The organism is Luteococcus japonicus (assembly GCF_003752415.1).
Taxonomy (GTDB): Bacteria; Actinomycetota; Actinomycetes; order Propionibacteriales; family Propionibacteriaceae; genus Luteococcus; species Luteococcus japonicus.
Map to the genome: position 1 here is coordinate 1,993,912 of NZ_RKHG01000001.1, position 17,009 is coordinate 2,010,920.

At 69.1% G+C, this 17,009-nt stretch carries 16 protein-coding genes; 10 read left to right on the forward strand and 6 right to left on the reverse strand.

Annotation, left to right across the window (positions count from 1 at the left end):
* Positions 1-92: 92 nt before the first annotated feature.
* Together EDD41_RS09590 and EDD41_RS09595 are read left to right on the forward strand one after the other, a co-directional pair.
* The gene (locus tag EDD41_RS09590) at positions 93-641 is read left to right on the forward strand and encodes an ArsR/SmtB family transcription factor (RefSeq protein WP_170165310.1); all 549 of its coding nucleotides are present in this window, start codon (positions 93-95) and stop codon (positions 639-641) included.
* On the forward strand, positions 638-1,879 hold the full coding sequence (locus tag EDD41_RS09595; RefSeq protein WP_123575743.1) for an MFS transporter: 1,242 nt from the start codon (positions 638-640) through the stop codon (positions 1,877-1,879). Before EDD41_RS09590 ends, EDD41_RS09595 begins: the two co-directional genes overlap by 4 nt.
* On the opposite strand, the gene EDD41_RS09600 is transcribed toward EDD41_RS09595, so the two are convergent.
* The 5 genes from EDD41_RS09600 to EDD41_RS09620 all read right to left on the reverse strand — a co-directional run bounded on the left by EDD41_RS09600 (position 1,849) and on the right by EDD41_RS09620 (position 9,722).
* Entirely contained in the window at positions 1,849-2,427 is a 579-nt protein-coding gene (locus tag EDD41_RS09600) for a sugar O-acetyltransferase (RefSeq protein WP_123575744.1), read from the reverse strand. The genes EDD41_RS09595 and EDD41_RS09600 overlap by 31 nt on opposite strands.
* 144 nt (positions 2,428-2,571) lie before the next feature.
* Positions 2,572-3,357 carry a DNA-formamidopyrimidine glycosylase family protein gene (locus EDD41_RS09605; protein ID WP_094763611.1) on the reverse strand — a complete coding sequence of 262 codons (786 nt, stop codon included), beginning with the start codon at positions 3,355-3,357 and terminating at the stop codon, positions 2,572-2,574.
* Positions 3,344-4,444 (reverse strand): winged helix DNA-binding domain-containing protein, encoded by a 1,101-nt coding sequence (locus EDD41_RS09610; RefSeq protein WP_123575745.1) that lies wholly within the window; start codon positions 4,442-4,444, stop codon positions 3,344-3,346. The genes EDD41_RS09605 and EDD41_RS09610 overlap by 14 nt, the downstream gene beginning before the upstream one ends.
* Before the next feature lie 89 nt (positions 4,445-4,533).
* The gene (locus tag EDD41_RS09615; protein WP_123575746.1) at positions 4,534-6,972 is read right to left on the reverse strand and encodes a YhgE/Pip domain-containing protein; all 2,439 of its coding nucleotides are present in this window, start codon (positions 6,970-6,972) and stop codon (positions 4,534-4,536) included.
* Positions 6,973-6,980: 8 nt separating this feature from the next.
* Positions 6,981-9,722 (reverse strand): MMPL family transporter, encoded by a 2,742-nt coding sequence (locus tag EDD41_RS09620; protein ID WP_123575747.1) that lies wholly within the window; start codon positions 9,720-9,722, stop codon positions 6,981-6,983.
* Positions 9,723-9,820: 98 nt separating this feature from the next.
* Here EDD41_RS09620 and EDD41_RS09625 point away from each other — a divergent pair, with 98 nt between their 5' ends.
* Complete coding sequence (locus tag EDD41_RS09625) at positions 9,821-10,438, forward strand: TetR/AcrR family transcriptional regulator (protein WP_170165311.1); 618 nt, start codon at positions 9,821-9,823, stop codon at positions 10,436-10,438.
* An 80-nt stretch (positions 10,439-10,518) separates the two neighbouring features.
* The gene (locus tag EDD41_RS09630) at positions 10,519-11,406 is read left to right on the forward strand and encodes a phosphatidylinositol-specific phospholipase C domain-containing protein (RefSeq protein WP_123575748.1); all 888 of its coding nucleotides are present in this window, start codon (positions 10,519-10,521) and stop codon (positions 11,404-11,406) included.
* On the opposite strand, the gene EDD41_RS16860 is transcribed toward EDD41_RS09630, so the two are convergent.
* Positions 11,363-11,839, reverse strand: coding sequence for a hypothetical protein (locus EDD41_RS16860; RefSeq protein ID WP_170165312.1), 477 nt, complete (start codon positions 11,837-11,839; stop codon positions 11,363-11,365). The two genes, EDD41_RS09630 and EDD41_RS16860, sit on opposite strands and share 44 nt — an antisense overlap.
* A gap of 100 nt (positions 11,840-11,939) precedes the next feature.
* Between EDD41_RS16860 and EDD41_RS09635 the strand changes: the two genes are divergently transcribed.
* The 6 genes from EDD41_RS09635 to EDD41_RS09660 all read left to right on the forward strand — a co-directional run bounded on the left by EDD41_RS09635 (position 11,940) and on the right by EDD41_RS09660 (position 16,986).
* Positions 11,940-12,860: an EamA family transporter gene (locus tag EDD41_RS09635; RefSeq protein ID WP_170165313.1), complete on the forward strand. Its 921-nt coding sequence runs from the start codon at positions 11,940-11,942 to the stop codon at positions 12,858-12,860.
* A 74-nt stretch (positions 12,861-12,934) separates the two neighbouring features.
* Entirely contained in the window at positions 12,935-13,558 is a 624-nt protein-coding gene (locus EDD41_RS09640) for an HAD family hydrolase (protein WP_123575750.1), read from the forward strand.
* Positions 13,559-13,613: 55 nt separating this feature from the next.
* Positions 13,614-14,144 carry a hypothetical protein gene (locus tag EDD41_RS09645; RefSeq protein ID WP_170165314.1) on the forward strand — a complete coding sequence of 177 codons (531 nt, stop codon included), beginning with the start codon at positions 13,614-13,616 and terminating at the stop codon, positions 14,142-14,144.
* A gap of 150 nt (positions 14,145-14,294) precedes the next feature.
* Entirely contained in the window at positions 14,295-14,675 is a 381-nt protein-coding gene (locus EDD41_RS09650; RefSeq protein WP_245995748.1) for a DUF6394 family protein, read from the forward strand.
* Positions 14,676-14,700: 25 nt separating this feature from the next.
* Positions 14,701-16,422: a potassium channel family protein gene (locus EDD41_RS09655; protein WP_123575752.1), complete on the forward strand. Its 1,722-nt coding sequence runs from the start codon at positions 14,701-14,703 to the stop codon at positions 16,420-16,422.
* 42 nt (positions 16,423-16,464) lie between these two features.
* Positions 16,465-16,986 carry a hemerythrin domain-containing protein gene (locus EDD41_RS09660; protein ID WP_094763621.1) on the forward strand — a complete coding sequence of 174 codons (522 nt, stop codon included), beginning with the start codon at positions 16,465-16,467 and terminating at the stop codon, positions 16,984-16,986.
* Positions 16,987-17,009: the final 23 nt, after the last annotated feature.

Consider the following 17,009-nt stretch of genomic DNA (forward strand, 5'->3'; position numbering starts at 1 on the left):
GCTCGGGTTGCCACACGAGCGGAAGCCACAAACCCGAGCGTCGTGCACCAAGAACTCTTGAAGCATTTATTTCGAAAGACTAGTTCATGTTCATGGCCAGTCACTCGCCCGCGCGCAGCACCGTCATCACCCCGGACCAGCTCAAGGCCTGCGCACATCCGTTGCGCATCGCCCTGCTGGAGCAGCTGGGCTGGCACGGCGCCCTCACAGCCAGTCAGATCGCCGAACTCGTCGACGAGTCACCATCCAACTGCTCTTGGCACCTGCGGCGGCTCGCCCAGGCAGGTCTGGTGGAGCGAGCCGAGGGCCAGAACCGTCGCGATCGGCCCTGGCAGCTCACCTTCGACCAGTACGCCTTCGACGCGAACCTGAACTCCATCACCCCGGATCTGCTCGCGCACCGCCAGACCGACCGGATGCTCACCGCACGACGCCGCCGGGGAGGCCCGCCCCAGACCCATGCCACCCATGCCGCCTGGCTCACCCCAGCCGAGGCGGAGGCCGTGATGGTGCACCTGGAAGCAGCTCGACGGGCCGTGGAGGACGCGACGAAGAACCGCACCGACCCGACCCAGCGCCCCGCAGACGCCATCGCCTATGAGCTGGTGCAGTGGTTGGTCCCTGTCGAGGGCGGAGCATGACCTCCGCCCGGGAGCTGCTGCGCGCGCCGCTCTACGGGCGCTGGTTGGCCGGGCGTGCCGTGAGCTGGTTCGGCGACACGGTGATGATCCTCGCGCTCAGCATCTGGGTGAAGTCACTGACCGGCAGCTCGTCGCAAGCAGGTGTCACGCTGGCCTTCTTCATGGCCCCGCAGCTGCTCGCACCGCTGGCCGGCCAGCTGGTGGACCACATTCCCCGCCGCGTGGTGCTGGTGGCGGGGAACCTGCTGTCCGCGGTGACCCTGGTGCCACTGTGGTGGGTGCACCGGCCTGATCAGGCATGGGTGATCTGGGCGGCCGCGGTGGGCTACGGCCTGTCCGGAGTGCTGCTCTCGTCCGCCTCCATGGCGCTGCAGCGATCCATCACGCCCGACGAGTTCTTGGCCCGCGCCCAGGGCCTCCAGCAAACTGTCGGGACCTCCTTCCAGCTGCTGGCACCGCTGGTGGGAGCCGCCCTGTTCGCCACACACGGTGGCCGCGGCCCCACAGCCGTCGCCATCACCTGCTTCCTCGCAGGTGCGGTGCTATTCGCGAGCTTCCCCGAACCCGCCGAGGACGATCCATCGGAGCAGGTCGGGCTGTGGCGGCAGATGACCGCTGGGCTGGAACACATCTGGCGGCACAAGCCGCTCCTGGACGCAATGACGGCGATGCTGCTGGTCAACTGCGTCGCCGGACTGTTGGAAGGGGCGATGTACTCCGTGACCGATACCTTCGGGCGTAGCGCCGCCTGGGCCGGCACGATCGCCAGTGCGCAAGGGGCCGGGATGGTTGCCGGATCCCTGGCGGCCTCACGAGTGGTGGAGAGGATCGGCGAGATCCACTCCATGACCGTCGGGTTGTCCATCAGTGCCGTGCTGGTGCTCCTCGCCGCGGCCACCCCGACGTTGTGGACCTACCTGGCGGTGGTGGTGGCGATCGGGGCCTTCCTGCCGATGGTCTTCGTCGCCGCCGGGACCCTGCAGCAGCGCGTCACGCCCAACCACCTGATGGGGCGGGTGGGCACCGCCATGGCACCCCTGTTCAGCCTCAGCAGCGTCGGAGCGATGAGCGTGGGCGCAATGCTGGTGGACACCGTCAGTTTCCGCCAGATCCATCCCCTCGTCACGGTGGGCATGGCGGGTTCGGCCGTCTGGCTGCGGCTTGCCACCCGACGGCGCAGCCACCCTGGCGCCCCCCAGCCCCAGGATCAGAGCTCGCGGACCACCTTCGCCGGCTGACCCAACGGCACCACATTGGCGGGCAGGCTCTTGCTGACGATCGCCCCGGCACCCACCACGGTGTTGTCCCCGATGGTGACGCCGGGCAGCACGATCACCCCGCCGCCGAGCCACACATTGTCACCGATCATGATGGGCTCGGCGGCCTCCAGTTTGTCGCGTCGCTGCTGCGGGTCCAGCGGGTGCGTGGGCGTGAGCAGCTGCACATTGGGGCCGATCTGGCAGTCCTCCCCGATGCTGATCCTCGCCACGTCCAGCGCCGTCAGGTTGTAGTTGATGAAGGTGCGGGCGCCGATGCTGATCTGGCCGCCGTAGTCCACGTGCAGCGGGGGCTTGATGTAGGCACCCTCACCCAGCTCCCCGATCAGCTCCTCCAACAGGCTTCGGGCATTGTCCGGATCCTCCACACTGGCCTGCAGGTAGCGCTCCTGCAGCTCGACGGCGCGCTGCGCCAGGCGCCCGCTCTCCGGGTCGTCGGCGATGTAGAGGTCTCCCGCCAGCATCCGCTCGCGGTTGGTCCTGGGGTCTCCGGCGAAGTAGTCGCTCATGATTCGACGCTACCCCGCCGGAGACCGATGGGGCCCCGATGCGGATAGTCGCAACAGATCCCAAACCGCTCCCCACTGCAACTACTGCACTGGGGAGCGATTTGGGATCTGTCCTGAATATCCAGCCCCGGGTCCGAACCTCCCTCAGCCCAACGGCTGGCAGCGAGGGCACCACCAGACCAGGCGCTCCTGCGTGGCCGGGCCGTACTCCTCGCACTCGATCCGGGTGCGGCAGCGGGGGCAGGGCTTGCCGGCGCGGCCGTAGACCCAGCGCCCGTCGCGGCCCGACGCGGTGGGCACCCACGGCCCGGGCCCCTTGTTGGCAGAAAGCAGCCGCCGGGCGGTGCGCACCAGGTTGGCGAGGTCCGCCACCTCCGCCACGGGGGTACGCGGGTGGACCCGCTGGTGGAAGAGGGATTCGGCGCGGTAGATGGTGCCGATCCCGGCCAGATTGCGCTGGTCCAGCAGCGCTTCGCCGATCGTCCGTGCGGGCTCCCGCAACAGGTTGACAACGGCCAGGTCCTCGTCCCAGCCGGGCCCGAGCAGGTCCGGCCCCAGATGTCCCACCACCTCGTCCTCGTGGTCGGTGCGGACCAGGTCCACCATCCCCAGCCTCAGCCCGACGGCCTGCTTCTGCTCGGTGGTCAGCAGGGCACGGACCTCGTGGGCCGGCCCGGGCGTTCGGGCACTGGCCTCGACGACCTTCCAGGTGCCGTCCATCCTCAAGTGGGTGTGGATGGTCCACCCGCCGTCGAGCCTGGTCAGCTGGTGTTTCCCACGCGGCACCACCTCCAGCACACGCTGTCCGACGAGCTCGGCCGCTGCCGCCGCGGCAGCGGGCACCCGCAACTCCGCCCGGGTCAGCACCTGCCCGGACAGGGCGCGGTGCAATGTGGCGCAGGAACGGAAGACGGCATCACCCTCGGGCATCGAAGAAGTCCACCATCCTCTGCACCTGCTCCGCCAACCGCTGGCCCTCGGGGTCCACACCGTCGGCAAGGTGCAGCTGCACCTGCACCGAAGGCCCGGCCTTCCGGGATGACTTCATGCGTCGGAAGCAGCCGACGTCGACGCCGTCGACGATCACGAAGCCCCACCCGGCCTCGGCGGCGCTGAGGTGTTGTTCCCCCAACCGATGCCCGGGCAGGCGCGGGAAATGCGGCCGGTCGTGGCTGAGGAAGGCCTCGTCGAAGGTGGGCAAGAGCAGGACGCCGCCCAGACCATCGGCCGGGAGCTCCGTCGACGGCAGGCTCCACAGGTCCACCTCGTCGACCACCTCATGGGTGAAGTCCGGTGCCGCGAAGACGGCCAGCGCCTCGCGCTTGGTGATGGTGCACCACCGCTGCAGGTCCTTGATGGAGGTGGGCCCGTGGCCGGTGACGAAGCGTCGCACCAGCCGATCGGTGGCCTCCTCCCGGCGCAGCGGCGCAGCGGCAGGAACCACCGAATCCAGCAGGGTGTAGCTGTGCTCACCCTTGTCGGTCAGAGGTCCGGAGCAGATCAGGCCGCACAGCTCGGCCACAATCAGCAGGTGCGCCACCACCTGCCCCTGCTGCGGGAAGCCGGTGCCGGGCAGGTGCGGCTGGAGCTCCTTGCGGGTCATCGGACCACGCGACAGCAGGTCTGTGAACACGGAGAAGGCCTGCGCCTGCACCTCGTCGGTGATCCCCAGCTGCCGATGCCGCCCCCGCGAACCGGACAAGACCTTGGGAGAGGTCAGTTCCAGCAGCCAGCGGATGTCGCCGCGGTGCACGTAGTGCCAGGTGGGCCGCAGGACGTGGGTGCGCAGCACCTCGCCGGAACTGACCGCCGCCCGCACCGTCTCGTCGTCGGCGACGCCCGCTCGCAGCCCCAGCGACCAGCGGGACAACGGCGGGTCCTGCGCCTGCACGGCCAGCGAATGCCGCACCACCTCCGCGACGCTCGTCGCACGCGGTCCGGTGAGCTGCTGTTGGGCAAGGCGCCGCCGAATGATGGCCTCGACGAACTCGGACGTCGGGAGAAGGGTCTCGGGCACACCTCATCGTGACATGGCCCGGAGGAGCGTGGAGGGTAGCCACCGAGCTCGGTGGCCACCATCCACGCTTTTCAGATCCGCCGAATCCGTCAGCTGCCGACGCTTCCAGCGGCCTTGCGGTACTTCGCGGGAGTCAGGCGACGACGGCGGGTGACCGCCAACAGGCAGGCCACCGAGGCCAGCAACCACAGCACCAACAGACTTCCCACCGGCCCGACGCCCATCGGGGCCCCGGTGACGATGGAACGCAGCCCCCGCAATGCCGGCGCCAGCGGGGAGAAGGCGTGGATGGAGGTGAACAGTTCCGGCACCGCGGACACCACACCGACGGCGGCCGTCACCGTCACCAGCAGCACGGACACGGCACGGCCGATGCCGCCGAACCAGGCCGCCAGTGCATGGTTGATGGCGGTGAAGGCCAGCCCGACGAGCGCCAGGAAGGCGGTCAGCCGCACCCCGCGTCCGAAGGACAGGTCCATGCCCATGGATCCCAGAACCCCCAGCAGCACCGACTGCCCCAGCGCCACGACGGCACCGGGCACCATCGTCGCGGCGGCAAGCTGCCAGCTGGGACGCGACGAGGTGAGCGTGCGCGAAGCCACCGGACGCATCAGCAGCCAGATCGCCAGCGCCCCCAGCCAGGAGCCGAGCACCAGCAGGAGCGTGGCGGTCTGCTTCAGCGGGGTGGTGATGCCGTCGGCCCCTCCCGTGACGGGGGTGGCGACGATGCTGGACAGCTTCTCCCGCTGTGCCTCGGAGTAGCTCGGCACCTGCTTGGCACCGTCGGAGACCTTGTCGGCGAAGGTGCGGGTGCCGGTGGCGAGCTTGGCGCTGCCGGTGGCCAGTTGGGTCATGCCGGAGGCCAGTTCCTGGGTACCGGCATTGGCCTGGTGGACGCCGTCGGTGTACTTGCCCACGCCCGCTGCATACTCCCCGGCTCCGGAGGCCAGGGTCGAGGCGCCGGTGGCCAGTTCGCCACCGCCGGTCTTGAGCTGTTGGGACTTCGTGGCCAGGGTGTCGGCGCCGTCGGAGAGCTTCTTCACCCCGGCCTTGAGTTCGGCGAGCTGTGCGGCGATCTGCTTCGGGAGTTCGTCGACGAGCTTCGTCACTCCCGCGGACAGCTGCCCCGCCCCGGTGGACAGGGCGGCGGCACCGGACTTCAGGCTCTGCCCGGTCTCGGGGTCCTTGACGTCCAGCGCGGCAGCGGCGGTGCCGGTGCCGGCCTTGAAACCGCCTTCGAAGACGGGTTGTGCAGCCTTCTGCACCTCGGGGCACACGGCGTCGGAGATCTGCTTGGCCAGCTTGGGGTCTGCCAGCATCTTGGCGAGCTGCTGGTTCTCCGGGAGCTTCGCATTGGCCAGGATGGCGGCCTTCTGCTCGGGGGTGAGCGCCACCTGCGGCGGCAGCTGGTCCAGGCTGGTGGCCAGTTGTTTGCGCATCTGGGCCCCGTACTGTGCGACATTCTCCGGCGAGAGGGCGGTGCGCAGGCCGTCGGCGATCTGCGCGGCGCACTGGGCATCGAACTGCTCGGTGTAGGCGTCGAGCACCTGCTGCGGGATGGGCGCCTTGCCGTCGCGCCAGGCGACGAGCTGGTCCTGGTAGGTGCCCAGACCGGTAGAGAGGCCGGCGGCGCCGCTGGCCACCTGCTGTGCGCCGCTCTTCAGCTGTCCGAGCTGCGCGAACTGCTTCGAGTCCCCACCGGAGGCCAGCCCGGCCTCCAACTGGTTGATGCCGCCGGCCAGTTGACCGATCCCGTCGACGACCTGTCCGGCGCCCTGTGTGTAGGCCCCGACGCCGTCGCTGAGCTGGGTGGCACCCGAGGCGAGCTGGTTGCCGCCGTCGACGAGCTTGGCGCCATTGGCGTCGAGTTCGGCCATTCCCTTGCCCAGCTGCCCGGCGCCACCGGCCGCCTTGGCCGTGCCGTCGCCGAGCTGTTCGGCGCCGTCGGCGAGCTGGCCGGCACCCTTGCCGATGGTGGTCAGCTGCTTGCCCATGGTGTTGAAACCGACGTAGATGTTGCCCAGGTAGCCGCCGGTGAGGGTCGCATTGGTGCTCTGCGCCGCCAGGTCCGCCACCTGCCGGGCGATCTCCGCGTCCTGCACGGCGGAGGCCGGGGAGGTCTGGACGTCGATGGTGGCCTGCTTCGCGGTGTCCGCGTCCTTGACGCTGGTGGCCGCGGCGGAGAAGTTCTCCGGGATGGTCACCACCGCCGCGTACTCGCCGCTGGCAAGGCCTTGCGCGGCATCCGACGGGTCGCTGAGCACCCAGGTGATGTTCTTCGACTGCTTGGCGACGATCTCGGCGGCCAGCTGCCGGCCCATCGGGACGGTCTCCCCGTTGACCTTGACGGCCTGGTCGGAGTTCACCACGGCGGCGGTGATCCGGGACAGGCGCGAGTCACGCCCCCAGGCCGCCCCGAGCAGCACGCTGGCCAGCAGCGCCGGCACCAGGACGAGCGCGAGCAGGGTGCCACGGCGTAGCGGGATGTGGCTGTTGAGGCGTTCGGTGTGGAAGGTGGGGATCTGCATGGTCTTCCTCACTTGCTCTCGACGAGCTGGCGGGCTGGCGTGACAGCGGGCTCGGAGCCCGTGTCCAGGATGATGGTGCGCTGCGGCTTCCAGCGGGCGACGGCATCGCGGTCGTGCAGGCCCAGGACGAAGGCAGCCTCGGGGATCGCGGCGATGGCCTCGTCCAGCGCGGCGAGGTCCGGGCCGGCCAGGGCGTCGGCGCCCTCGACGAAGACCACGCGGGGGTTGCGCCGCAGTGCCGCGGCCAGGTCATGGCGCAGCCCGGAGGCGCTGTTGGCCTGCAGGAAGCAGGTGGCCTGGCGGACGTCGGCGGCGCGGCCGGGCAGCAGGTGGCCCGCGATGCGGGCGCGGCCATCGGTGGCATCGAGCCGCCCGGACAGCGCAAGCATCAGGGCGCGACGCGGGTAGGAGTCGCCCTGGATGACGGCCACCTGACCGGGGTCCAGGTGCAGGCTGGTGGCCCCGACGATGCCCTCGATGCGCAGGTCCTCCGCGTGCAGGGCCTCGGTGTGTTCCGGCGTCGGCCAATCTGACAGTTCCAGTTCACGGTGCAGGGCCTCGCCCTCGACGTCGAGCACGGGCAACGCCTTGTCCAGCCAGCGCGGCAGCCACCAGGCGCGGGCACCCAGCAGTTGCAGCACGGCGGGAACCAGGGTCATCCGCACCAGGAAGGCATCGACGGCCACCCCCAACGCCAGACCGAAGGCGATCTGCTTGATGGGTCCCATGCCCTCCGGGACGAAGAAGGCGAAGACGGCGAACATGATGACCGCCGCCGCAGTGACGACGGGCGCTGAGCCGCGGAAGCCGGACAGGATGGCCTGCCGGGCGGCGACGTGCTTGTCCAACCCGGGATCGCGACGCAGGGCGTGCACGTAGTCCTCGCGCATCCGGCTGACCAGGAAGACCTCGTAGTCCATCGCGAGACCGAACAGGATGCCCATGATGACGATCGGCATGAAGCTGATGATCGGCGCTGCCTTCTCCAGGTTGATCACCTGGGCGCCGATACCCTCGTTGAAGACCAACTGGGTGGCGCCGAAGGCGGCCCCGACGCTGAGCAGGTACCCGATGGTGGCCTTGACCGGCACCCAGACGGAGCGGAAGACCATCATCAGCAGCACGAAGCTCAGGCCGACGACGAAGATGCCGAAGGGCAGCAGGGCATTGGCGAGCCGCTGGGAGACGTCGATCTGGATGGCGGTGGAGCCGGTGATGGCGGTCTCCACACCGGGTGTGGTCAGCCACGTCTCGTGCTTGTCCACCAGCCTCTGCACGAGCTCCGCGGTGGCCGGGTCGTCGGGGGCGGTGGTGGGGATGACCTGCACGAAGCCGGTGTCGGCATTGCGGTTGGGGACGGCCAGCAGCACCTTCTCCACCCCGGGGGTGGCCTCGATGTCCGCCTTGAGCTTGTTCATCAGACCCATCGGGTCATTGCTGGCCAGGATGTCCGCGGTGACGATCAGCGGCCCGTTGAAGCCGGGGCCGAAGTGCTTCGCCACCAGGTCGTACTCCACGCGGGCCGGGGAGCCGGCACTCTGCTGGCCGGAATTGGGCAGGCTCATCTGCAGGTTCGCGGCGGGGACGCTGAGGGCTCCCAGGCCGACGGTGACCAGCAGCACGGTCAGCACCGGGACACGGGTGACCAGCCGGACCCACCAGTCGAAGATGTTGCGACGCGCGGCCGGGCGCTGCTTCTTCGCGGCCTTCTGCCGGGGCCGCATCCGTTCGCCGAGCATGCCCATCAGGGCGGGCAGCAGGGTGAGCGCGATCACCACGGCGAGCGCGACGGCGACGGCAGCGAAGGCCCCCATCACAGTGAGGAAGGGGATGTTGGCCAGCCCCAGCCCGATCAGGGCGATGCAGACGGTCAGGCCCGCGAAGACGACGGCCGAACCGGCAGTGGCGACGGCCTGCGCGGTGGACTCCTCCGGATCCAGACCCGGGCTCTCGTCCGTGCCGCGCAGTTGTTCCCGGTGCCGGGACAGGATGAACAGCGCGTAGTCGATCCCGACGGCCAGTCCGAGCATGACGGCGAGCATCGGGGTGGTGGAGTTCACGTCGGCCAGGCCGGCGGCCAGGATGATCAACGCCATGGAGATGCCCACGCCGAGCACGGCGGTGAGCAGCGGAAGGCCGGCGGCGATCATCGAGCCCAGGGTCACGAAGAGCACGACCAGCGCCACGATCAGGCCGAGGCCCTCGGTGGCGGTCATCGTCGGCACCTCGATGGAGAAGGCCTGGCCACCCAGGTGCAGTTCGGAACCGGGCGGCAGGTCCGCCTGTACCCGATCCCCCAGTTCCAGGAGCCGTTCACGGTCGGCGTCGGTGATGGTCTCCATGCTGCCCTTGAGCTGCAGCTGGACCATCGCGACGCGTTGGTCGTCGCTGATCAGCCCGTCGATCATCTCGTTGTAGGGGCTGGTGACCTGGTCCACGACGGGGTCCGCTCCCAGGTCCTTGACCACCTTCTCGATCCCGGCGCGGACGGCAGGTGCGGCCGTCGTCGTTCCTCCGGGGAGCACGACCAGGGCATTGGCCGTGACCGCCGCGGCTTGCGGGAAGGTCAGGCGCAGCTTGTCCAGGGCCACCTGCGACGGTGCTCCTGGAATGGAGAAGTTGTCGCTGTACTTGCCCCCCGCCAGCCCGGCCAGGGCGCCGACGAGCACCAGCACGGCGAGCCAGAGCGCCACGACGCGTCGGTGGTGACGATGGCAGGCACGGCCGAGGCGGTAGAGGAAGGAAGACATGCGACTCCAAGCGTCTGCGATACAGTTGTGTATCCGATACACAAGTGTACTCAACCTGTCGTAGGCTTCAAACGCACGATTCCCCCAGAAAGGTCCCCGTGAGCACCCCCACCACCGCGCGACGAGCGGCCACCCGTGAACGCCTGGTGGAGGCAGCCATCGGAGTGATCGCCCACAAGGGCGTGCTGGGTGCCAGCGTCGAGGAGATCTGCGAGGCGGCGGACTTCACTCGGGGCGCCTTCTACTCCAACTTCGACTCCAAGGACGAGCTCTGCATCGCCGTCCTGGAACACCTGTGCGAACGGCACCTGACCGCCGCCCGCAACGCCATCCAGGCGATGAATGACCAGATGGACCTGCCGGAACGGATCTCCAGCACGCTGCGCGCCTTCATCGCCGCGGCCGGGGAGGACGCCAACACCATCCTCGTGATGAGTGAACTGAGGCTGCATGCGGCCCGCGAGGCCGCGCTCCGGGATGCCTTCAATGCCTTCGAGGCCTCCGTGACGCCGCTCTTCGCGGACCTGGTGGGCGACGGCCTGCGTTCGGCCGGGCTGCGGCTGACCGTCACCACCGACGAGGCGATCAGCCTCCTGCACGCCGTCTATGACCAGACGGCACTGGACCAGCTGATCCGCGGCGAACAGCCGGCCTCCCCCGTGGCGGTCGAGCAACTCGGGCTCGTCCTGCGCGCCATGATCGCGCCCGCCGGCTGACCGGGACGGTCCACCCGTCGTTCAACGAGCCGTCACCAACGCGCTGCACTCTCGCCATCCTCACCCAGCACCTTGGGGACATGGGCCTGCTGCGTGGTGTCGAACCGACTCTCGCGGCTTCCTCCCACCCCCACCTCGCCCCAGCACCGCGCCGGCCGGCCACACCGGCGCCGGTGCTGGGTCAGGAGTGGATGGGGGCCCTGGACCCGTCCCTGCGGCTCGATGCGCTGACCATCCCCGGGAGCCACAACTCGGGCGCCACTCGCGGTGGACGCTGGGTGGCCTGCCAGTCGCGGCCCATCCGCGCCCAACTCGACGCGGGGGTCCGCTACCTGGACATCCGGGTGCGCCACCACCACGGCGTCTTCCGGATCCACCACAACCAGTGGTTCCAGCAACTCACCCTCGACGAGGTGCTGGACAGCTGTCAGGACTTCCTGCGGGCCCACCCCACCGAGAGCGTGCTGCTCTGCCTCACCCAGGAGTACTCGCGAAGCGATGCCGCCGAGCTGGCGCGGACCTGGGTGGGCCTGCGGCGCCGCTTTGCCGGCCTGCTGCGTGAGTCCCGACGGGTGCCGACACTGGCGCAGGCCCGCGGACGCGTGGTGGTGGTCACCCGCAGCGCCGGCTTCGCCGGGCTGGACCATCGCACCTGGCAGGTGAGCGACGACTGGCGGATCGAAACCGACCGGATCTGGGCGCAGCGCAAGTGGCCCGGCATCACCGACCACCTGCGTCGCGCCCGGGCAGCCCGCGGCGACGGCCGGATGTGGAGCTGTCACGCGTCGTCGAATGGCGTACGGCTGACTCCCGCGGATGCCGCGAGACGCCTCGAACCCCTGCTGGCGAGGCATTTCAATGAGCTGCCCGCCCGCGGCGACGGCCTGCTCCCGGAGCGCAATGGCATCGTGCTGCTGGACTTCGTCACGAATGAACAGGCCCAGCAGCTGTGGAGCCGCAACCTGTGAACAGGGCGTCGAGCAGGAGGGCGAGTTCGGCCCGTTGCGGATCGTCGACCATCTGCGCTCTCGATGACAGCGGGTAACCCTCCGGGACAAACTCCTCCAGCCATCGCCCGGGGATCGGCTCGAGGTCACTGTGGCCCAGCAGCGCCCGACCGTGGACCCAGGTGGTGAGCAGCCCGACGGCCACCTCTGCACGCTGGGGCGGGCACCCGCAGCGGTGCACGAACAGGGCCAGGAGTTCCTCGTCGAGCCGTATCGAGGCGGGTCCGACGATCCGTTCGCGGCCGAGGATGCCGGCTAGCCCTGGGTACCAGGGGGTTGCGGAGGCGGCGCGGCCGTCGGGTGCGTTCGCATCCGAGGCGTGGGCCGTGGGGAGACTCCCGGCGGCCCTCACGATGGCAAGGGCAAGGGGGGAAACAGTGCGTGGGGTAGGCATGCGCGGCAGACTAGGGATGCCGGTTCACGCCGCGGCAACGTGTGGGTCAACCACCGGTGACGGGACGACAGTCCCCTGGCGCGAAAGGAGAGGGAACCTGATGCCACGACGCGATGTGGGGCTGGCGACGCTGGTGATCCTGGTGTGGGGCGTGAACTTCGTCGCCGCCAAGATCGCGATGGAAAGCTTGGATCCCTTGTTGATGGCGGCGCTGCGCTTCGCGCTGGTGGCCCTGCCGGCGGTCTTCTTCGTGTCACGACCGCGGATGGGCTTCTGGCCGGTCCTGGCCTCCGGGCTGACGATGGGCGCCCTGCAGTTCGGGCTGCTGTACACCGGCATGGTGCTGGGGATGCCCGCCGGCCTGGCATCGCTGGTGCTGCAGGTGCAGACCCTGTTCACGGTGGTGATCGCGGCGATGGTGCTGCGCGAGCGCCCGGACCGCGCCCAGGTGGTGGGCATCCTGATCGGCCTGCTGGGGATGGCCGTGGTCGGGGCACAGTACGTGGCCGGGGCGCCCGCCCTGCCCTTCCTGCTGTGCATCGCCGCGGCCGCCAGCTGGGCGTGCGGGAATGTCATCACCCGTCGCCATCCACCGCGCAGCGGTTTCTCCCTGGTGGTGTGGTCGGCCCTGGTGCCGCCGATCCCACTGCTGCTGGCCTCCTTCTGGTTGGAGGGGAGTCCCGCGAGCGCGTGGGCCGCAGTCGAGCAGGTCAGCCTGCGCTCGCTGGGTGGGCTGGCCTTCATTGCCTATGGAGCTTCCATGCTGGGCTATGGCATCTGGAACCTGTTGCTGAGCAGGCATTCCGCCGCCACCGTTGCGCCGTGGTCGATGTTCGTGCCGGTGATCGGCGCCGGTGCTGCCTGGCTCTACGACGGGGAGGTGCCCACGCCTCTGGGGGTGCTGGGTGCCGCGATCACCGTCGTCGGTGTGCTGCTGGCGCTGGGCGTCGGCAACCGAGCCCTGCGGTCCAGGCAGGACCGCCCGGACCCGACGCCTCACACCGAGCCACCCGGCATGTGACCGATCCCGGGCCGCGGCCTGCAGTGGGCCGTCAGGTGCCGGGGCGGGTCAACCGGGGGCACTACCCTCACCTCATGACCTCCTCTGTGATCTTCGACATGGATGACACCCTGCTGGCCACCCGGGAGGTCAAGTGGGCCCACCACAGGCAGGTGGCCCGGGACCACTACGGCATCGAGCTGACCGACGAGGTGCTGGGGCGGCACTGGGGCGAACCCTTCGACCAGATGATCGGACACCTCTACCAGCACAGTGCGTCGGTCGACCAGATGCGGGCCGCGAACCAGGCCAGCGCCCATCTCTTCCCCAAGCAGGCCATCCCGGGCGCCGTCGACGTCGTCACCCATCTCCTGGACCGAGGCCTCACCGTCGGCGTCCTCACCTCGATGAACACCGCCAATGCCCTGGTGGACCTGAGCCGCTGCGGCTTCCCGATGAACCTGTTGGCCTTCGTCCAGGGCGCCGACGAGACCCCACACCACAAGCCCGACCCTCGCGTCTTCACGCCCGCCCTGGAGACACTGCACGCCATGGGCATCACCGAGGTCACCTATGTGGGGGACGCCCTGATCGACGAACGGGCCGCGGTGGGCGCCGGCCTGCGCTTCGTCGCCGTGACCACGGGCCTGTTCGCCGCCGAAGCCTTCGGGGAATCTCCCGTCATCGGCTCCCTGGTGGACCTGCCGGCACTGGTGTGAGCGCATCCGCTGGCGGACGAGAGCTGCAATGCCTCGAGGCGAAGGCCAGCTTTCCGTGCAGTTGCAGGAATTCCTGGATGGCGAGGGATCGTGGCTGCGGCGTGTCGCCCGGCTGGTGAGTGGTTCCTGGGAGCGGGCCGACGCAGCCCTCGCGGACACCACCGCGCACCTGGTCCGGCAAGGCACGGACCTCACCGATGGTCCGGCTGCCCTGCGTGCGGCATGGCCCCGGCTCGCCGCCTGGCTACGGAGCCACGACGACACCGAACCGATCCCCCACCAGACGCCTCCGGGCAGCGACGTGACCGATCCCACGCCACACATGCTCCTGGCACTGCAGGAGCTCCCCGTCGAGCAGCGGCTGGCACTCGTCCTCCATTGCCGTGCCCGGTTGGATGACCAGACCCTCGCCCACTGCCTTAACCTGCCGACGGCCGTCGTCCCCGCCCTGACGGCGCAGGCCGTGGAGGAGCTGCAGGCGCGGCTGGTGGCCAATGGCGAGCACCTGCGGCTGGATCTCGCGGAGGTCACCGACCGTCGCCAGTGGCGGCCCGCGAGAACCACCGTCGAGGACGTGCACCTGTGATCCGGATGGGCCTCGACGAGGCGCTGCGCCACGCCAGCCGTGACGACGACGCCCCCACCAGCACCCTCACCGCCGAGGTGGCCTCAGGTGCCGCTTCAGCCTTGGCGTCGCTAACTGTCGGCCCCGGCAGCTACCGTGGCCAGCGTGAACATGGAGAAAGTGGTCTTCGGATTCTTCGTCCTGCTCTCGGCGACGCTGAACTTCGGCTTCTTCGTCGGGGACATGGGCAATCCGCGCCTGCACAATGTCTACGAGTTGTACGCGGCAGTGGTGGTCAACCTGATTGCCACGGTGCTGAAGTTTGGCGACCGCACGCAGATCGGTGCCATACACCTTGCCACCTCACTGGTTGCGGTGATCCAGCTCGTTGCCGCGGCCGGCGTCTACATCTGGGCCAGCCAGGCCTCCGCGCACGGCATGACCACCGAGTCCATCTCGTCGGTGGTCTCGCTGTCCGGCGGAGCCCTGCTCGCGAACTTCGTCTCCTTGGTGCTGCTGGTCATCGAGACGGCTTCCTACCGGCGTCGCTGACGGCCGCACCCCGCCTCGTCGACCCATGGCACTGATCTCCACCAGACGCTGGCAGTCCACCCGTCGCCTGCGACGGGTGGAGGTTGACGTGCCCACCGACGTCCCGTCCACCGATGCCATCTTCCTGGTGCTGCGGCGGATGCGTTTCCCGCTGATCGTGCTGATCACCATCTTCTCGATCAGCGTGCTCGGCCTGGCACTCCTCCCCGGCGTCGACGACGAGGGCAACACCTGGCGGATGAGCCTGTTCGACGCCTTCTACTTCATCAGTTACACCGCCACCACCATCGGCTTCGGCGAGCTGAACCACACCTTCACCACGCCGCAACGGATGTGGGTGACGCTGTCCATCTTCGCCTCGGTGACCGGCTGGGCCTATGTCTTCGGTTCCCTGTTCGCCCTCTTGCAGGAACCGGCCTTCCGCAAGGCCGTGAGCCTCCAGCGCTTCCGCAGCAAGGTGAAGGGCATCCACGAACCCTTCCTGCTGCTCGCCGGCTATGGGCAGGCCGGGCGCACGCTCGCCATGGCCCTGGACCACACGGGCCGCCGCCTGGTCGTCGTCGACGAGGACCCCAGCCGAATCGACGTGTTGACCGCGGACCAGTTGGCCAGCGACGTGCCGGCCATCGAGGGCGATCCGCGCAATCCCGCACTCCTGGGTCTTGCGGGTCTCGGCCATCCGATGTGCGAGGGGGTGATCGCCATGACGGACAAGGACGAGATGAACCTGGCCGTGGTGATGGCGGCGGACCTGCTGCGCCCCGAGGTGCCGGTGATCACCCGCTGTTCCGAACGGGCCAATGTCTCCCGGATGCTCGACTTCACTCCTCATGCCGTGATCAACCCCTATGACCGCTACGGCTCCTACCTGGTGATGCAGCTCAACCGGCCCGCCACCCACCAGCTGAGCTCCTGGTTGATGAGTGAGGCCGGCACCGAGATGCCACCGATGCACGACCAGTTGGCCAATGGGCGCTGGATGGTCAGCGCCGACGGTCGCTTCGGTCACGAGGTGGCGCTGGACCTGCGCAATGCCGGCCTCGAGGTGATCGAGGTGGCGCCGGAGGACGGCATGCCGGACTTCACCGACATCGTCGGCTTCGTCGCAGGTGCCGAGTCCGACACCACCAACCTGTCGATGGCCGCCCACGCCCGTCTGGTGAACCCGGAGATCTACCTCTCGGTGCGCCAGAAGTCCATCCACACCACCAGCCTGCTGCGCGCCTTCGAGCCGGACAGCGTCTTCATCGCGACGGACCTGGTGGCCTTCGAGACCTTGGCCCGGCTGGAGTCCCCGCTGTACTGGGGCTTCGTCGAGCACGTGCAGACGATGGACAATGACGAGGCGCTGGCACTGCGAGAGCGGATCACCTCCCGGCTCGACCGCTGGTGCCCCATCCCCCGCCTGATCCCGATCACCCAGCACTCGGCGCCCGCCGTCTTCCGATGGCTGGACCGGGGCCACAAGGTCACGCTGGACTTCCTGCTGCGGGATCCCGATGACCGTGATCATCCCATCGAAGCGATCCCCTACATGCTCAAGCGTGGCGACGAGATCACCTACCTGCCCTCGATGGACAGTGAGGTCCGGATCGGCGACGAGGTCGGGCTGCTCTGCCGCGGCCGCGGCCTGTCCCAGCTGAACGCGACGCTCTACTCGGACGCCTCCGTCGAGTACCTGTGCACGGCCCGCGAGGTGCCCAGCACCTGGGTGTGGAGGATGCTGCGCGGCATCAAGAACCACTGATCTTTACACGGTAGAAACCGTGCAAAGAGGTAGACTGGCCGCATGTGCGAATACTGCGGCTGCCGCTCCATCGACCTCATCGGACGCTTCTCCGAGGAGCACTACAGCGTCGTAGACCGGCTGGGTGACTTCGGCCGCGCCGTCGCGACGGGTGACCTGGACAAGGTGGGGCACAGCGGCACGGAGCTGGCGAACCTGCTGTGGCCGCACACCAAGGCGGAGGAGGCGGGCCTCTTCCACGAGATGCGCAAGGACCCGGACTTCGCCCCCACCATCGACTCGCTGTGCGATGAGCACGCCAGCCTCGACGAGCAGCTGGAGCGGATCATCGACGGGGACCTGGCCGAGTACCCCGCCTTCGAGAGGGCGCTGCGCAACCACATCGACCACGAGGAGAACGGCCTGTTCCCCGCTGCCGCGGTCGGCATCGACGGCCCCACCTGGGAGACCATCAACCAGCTCACCCATGACTTCGACCACGCCGAGGGCATTGACCACAGCCACGACGGCCAGCACGGTGAAGGGCTCGGGGAGCGCGCACACCCCACGCCCCACCACCCCTGACATCGACTGGACACCAGCCCCGA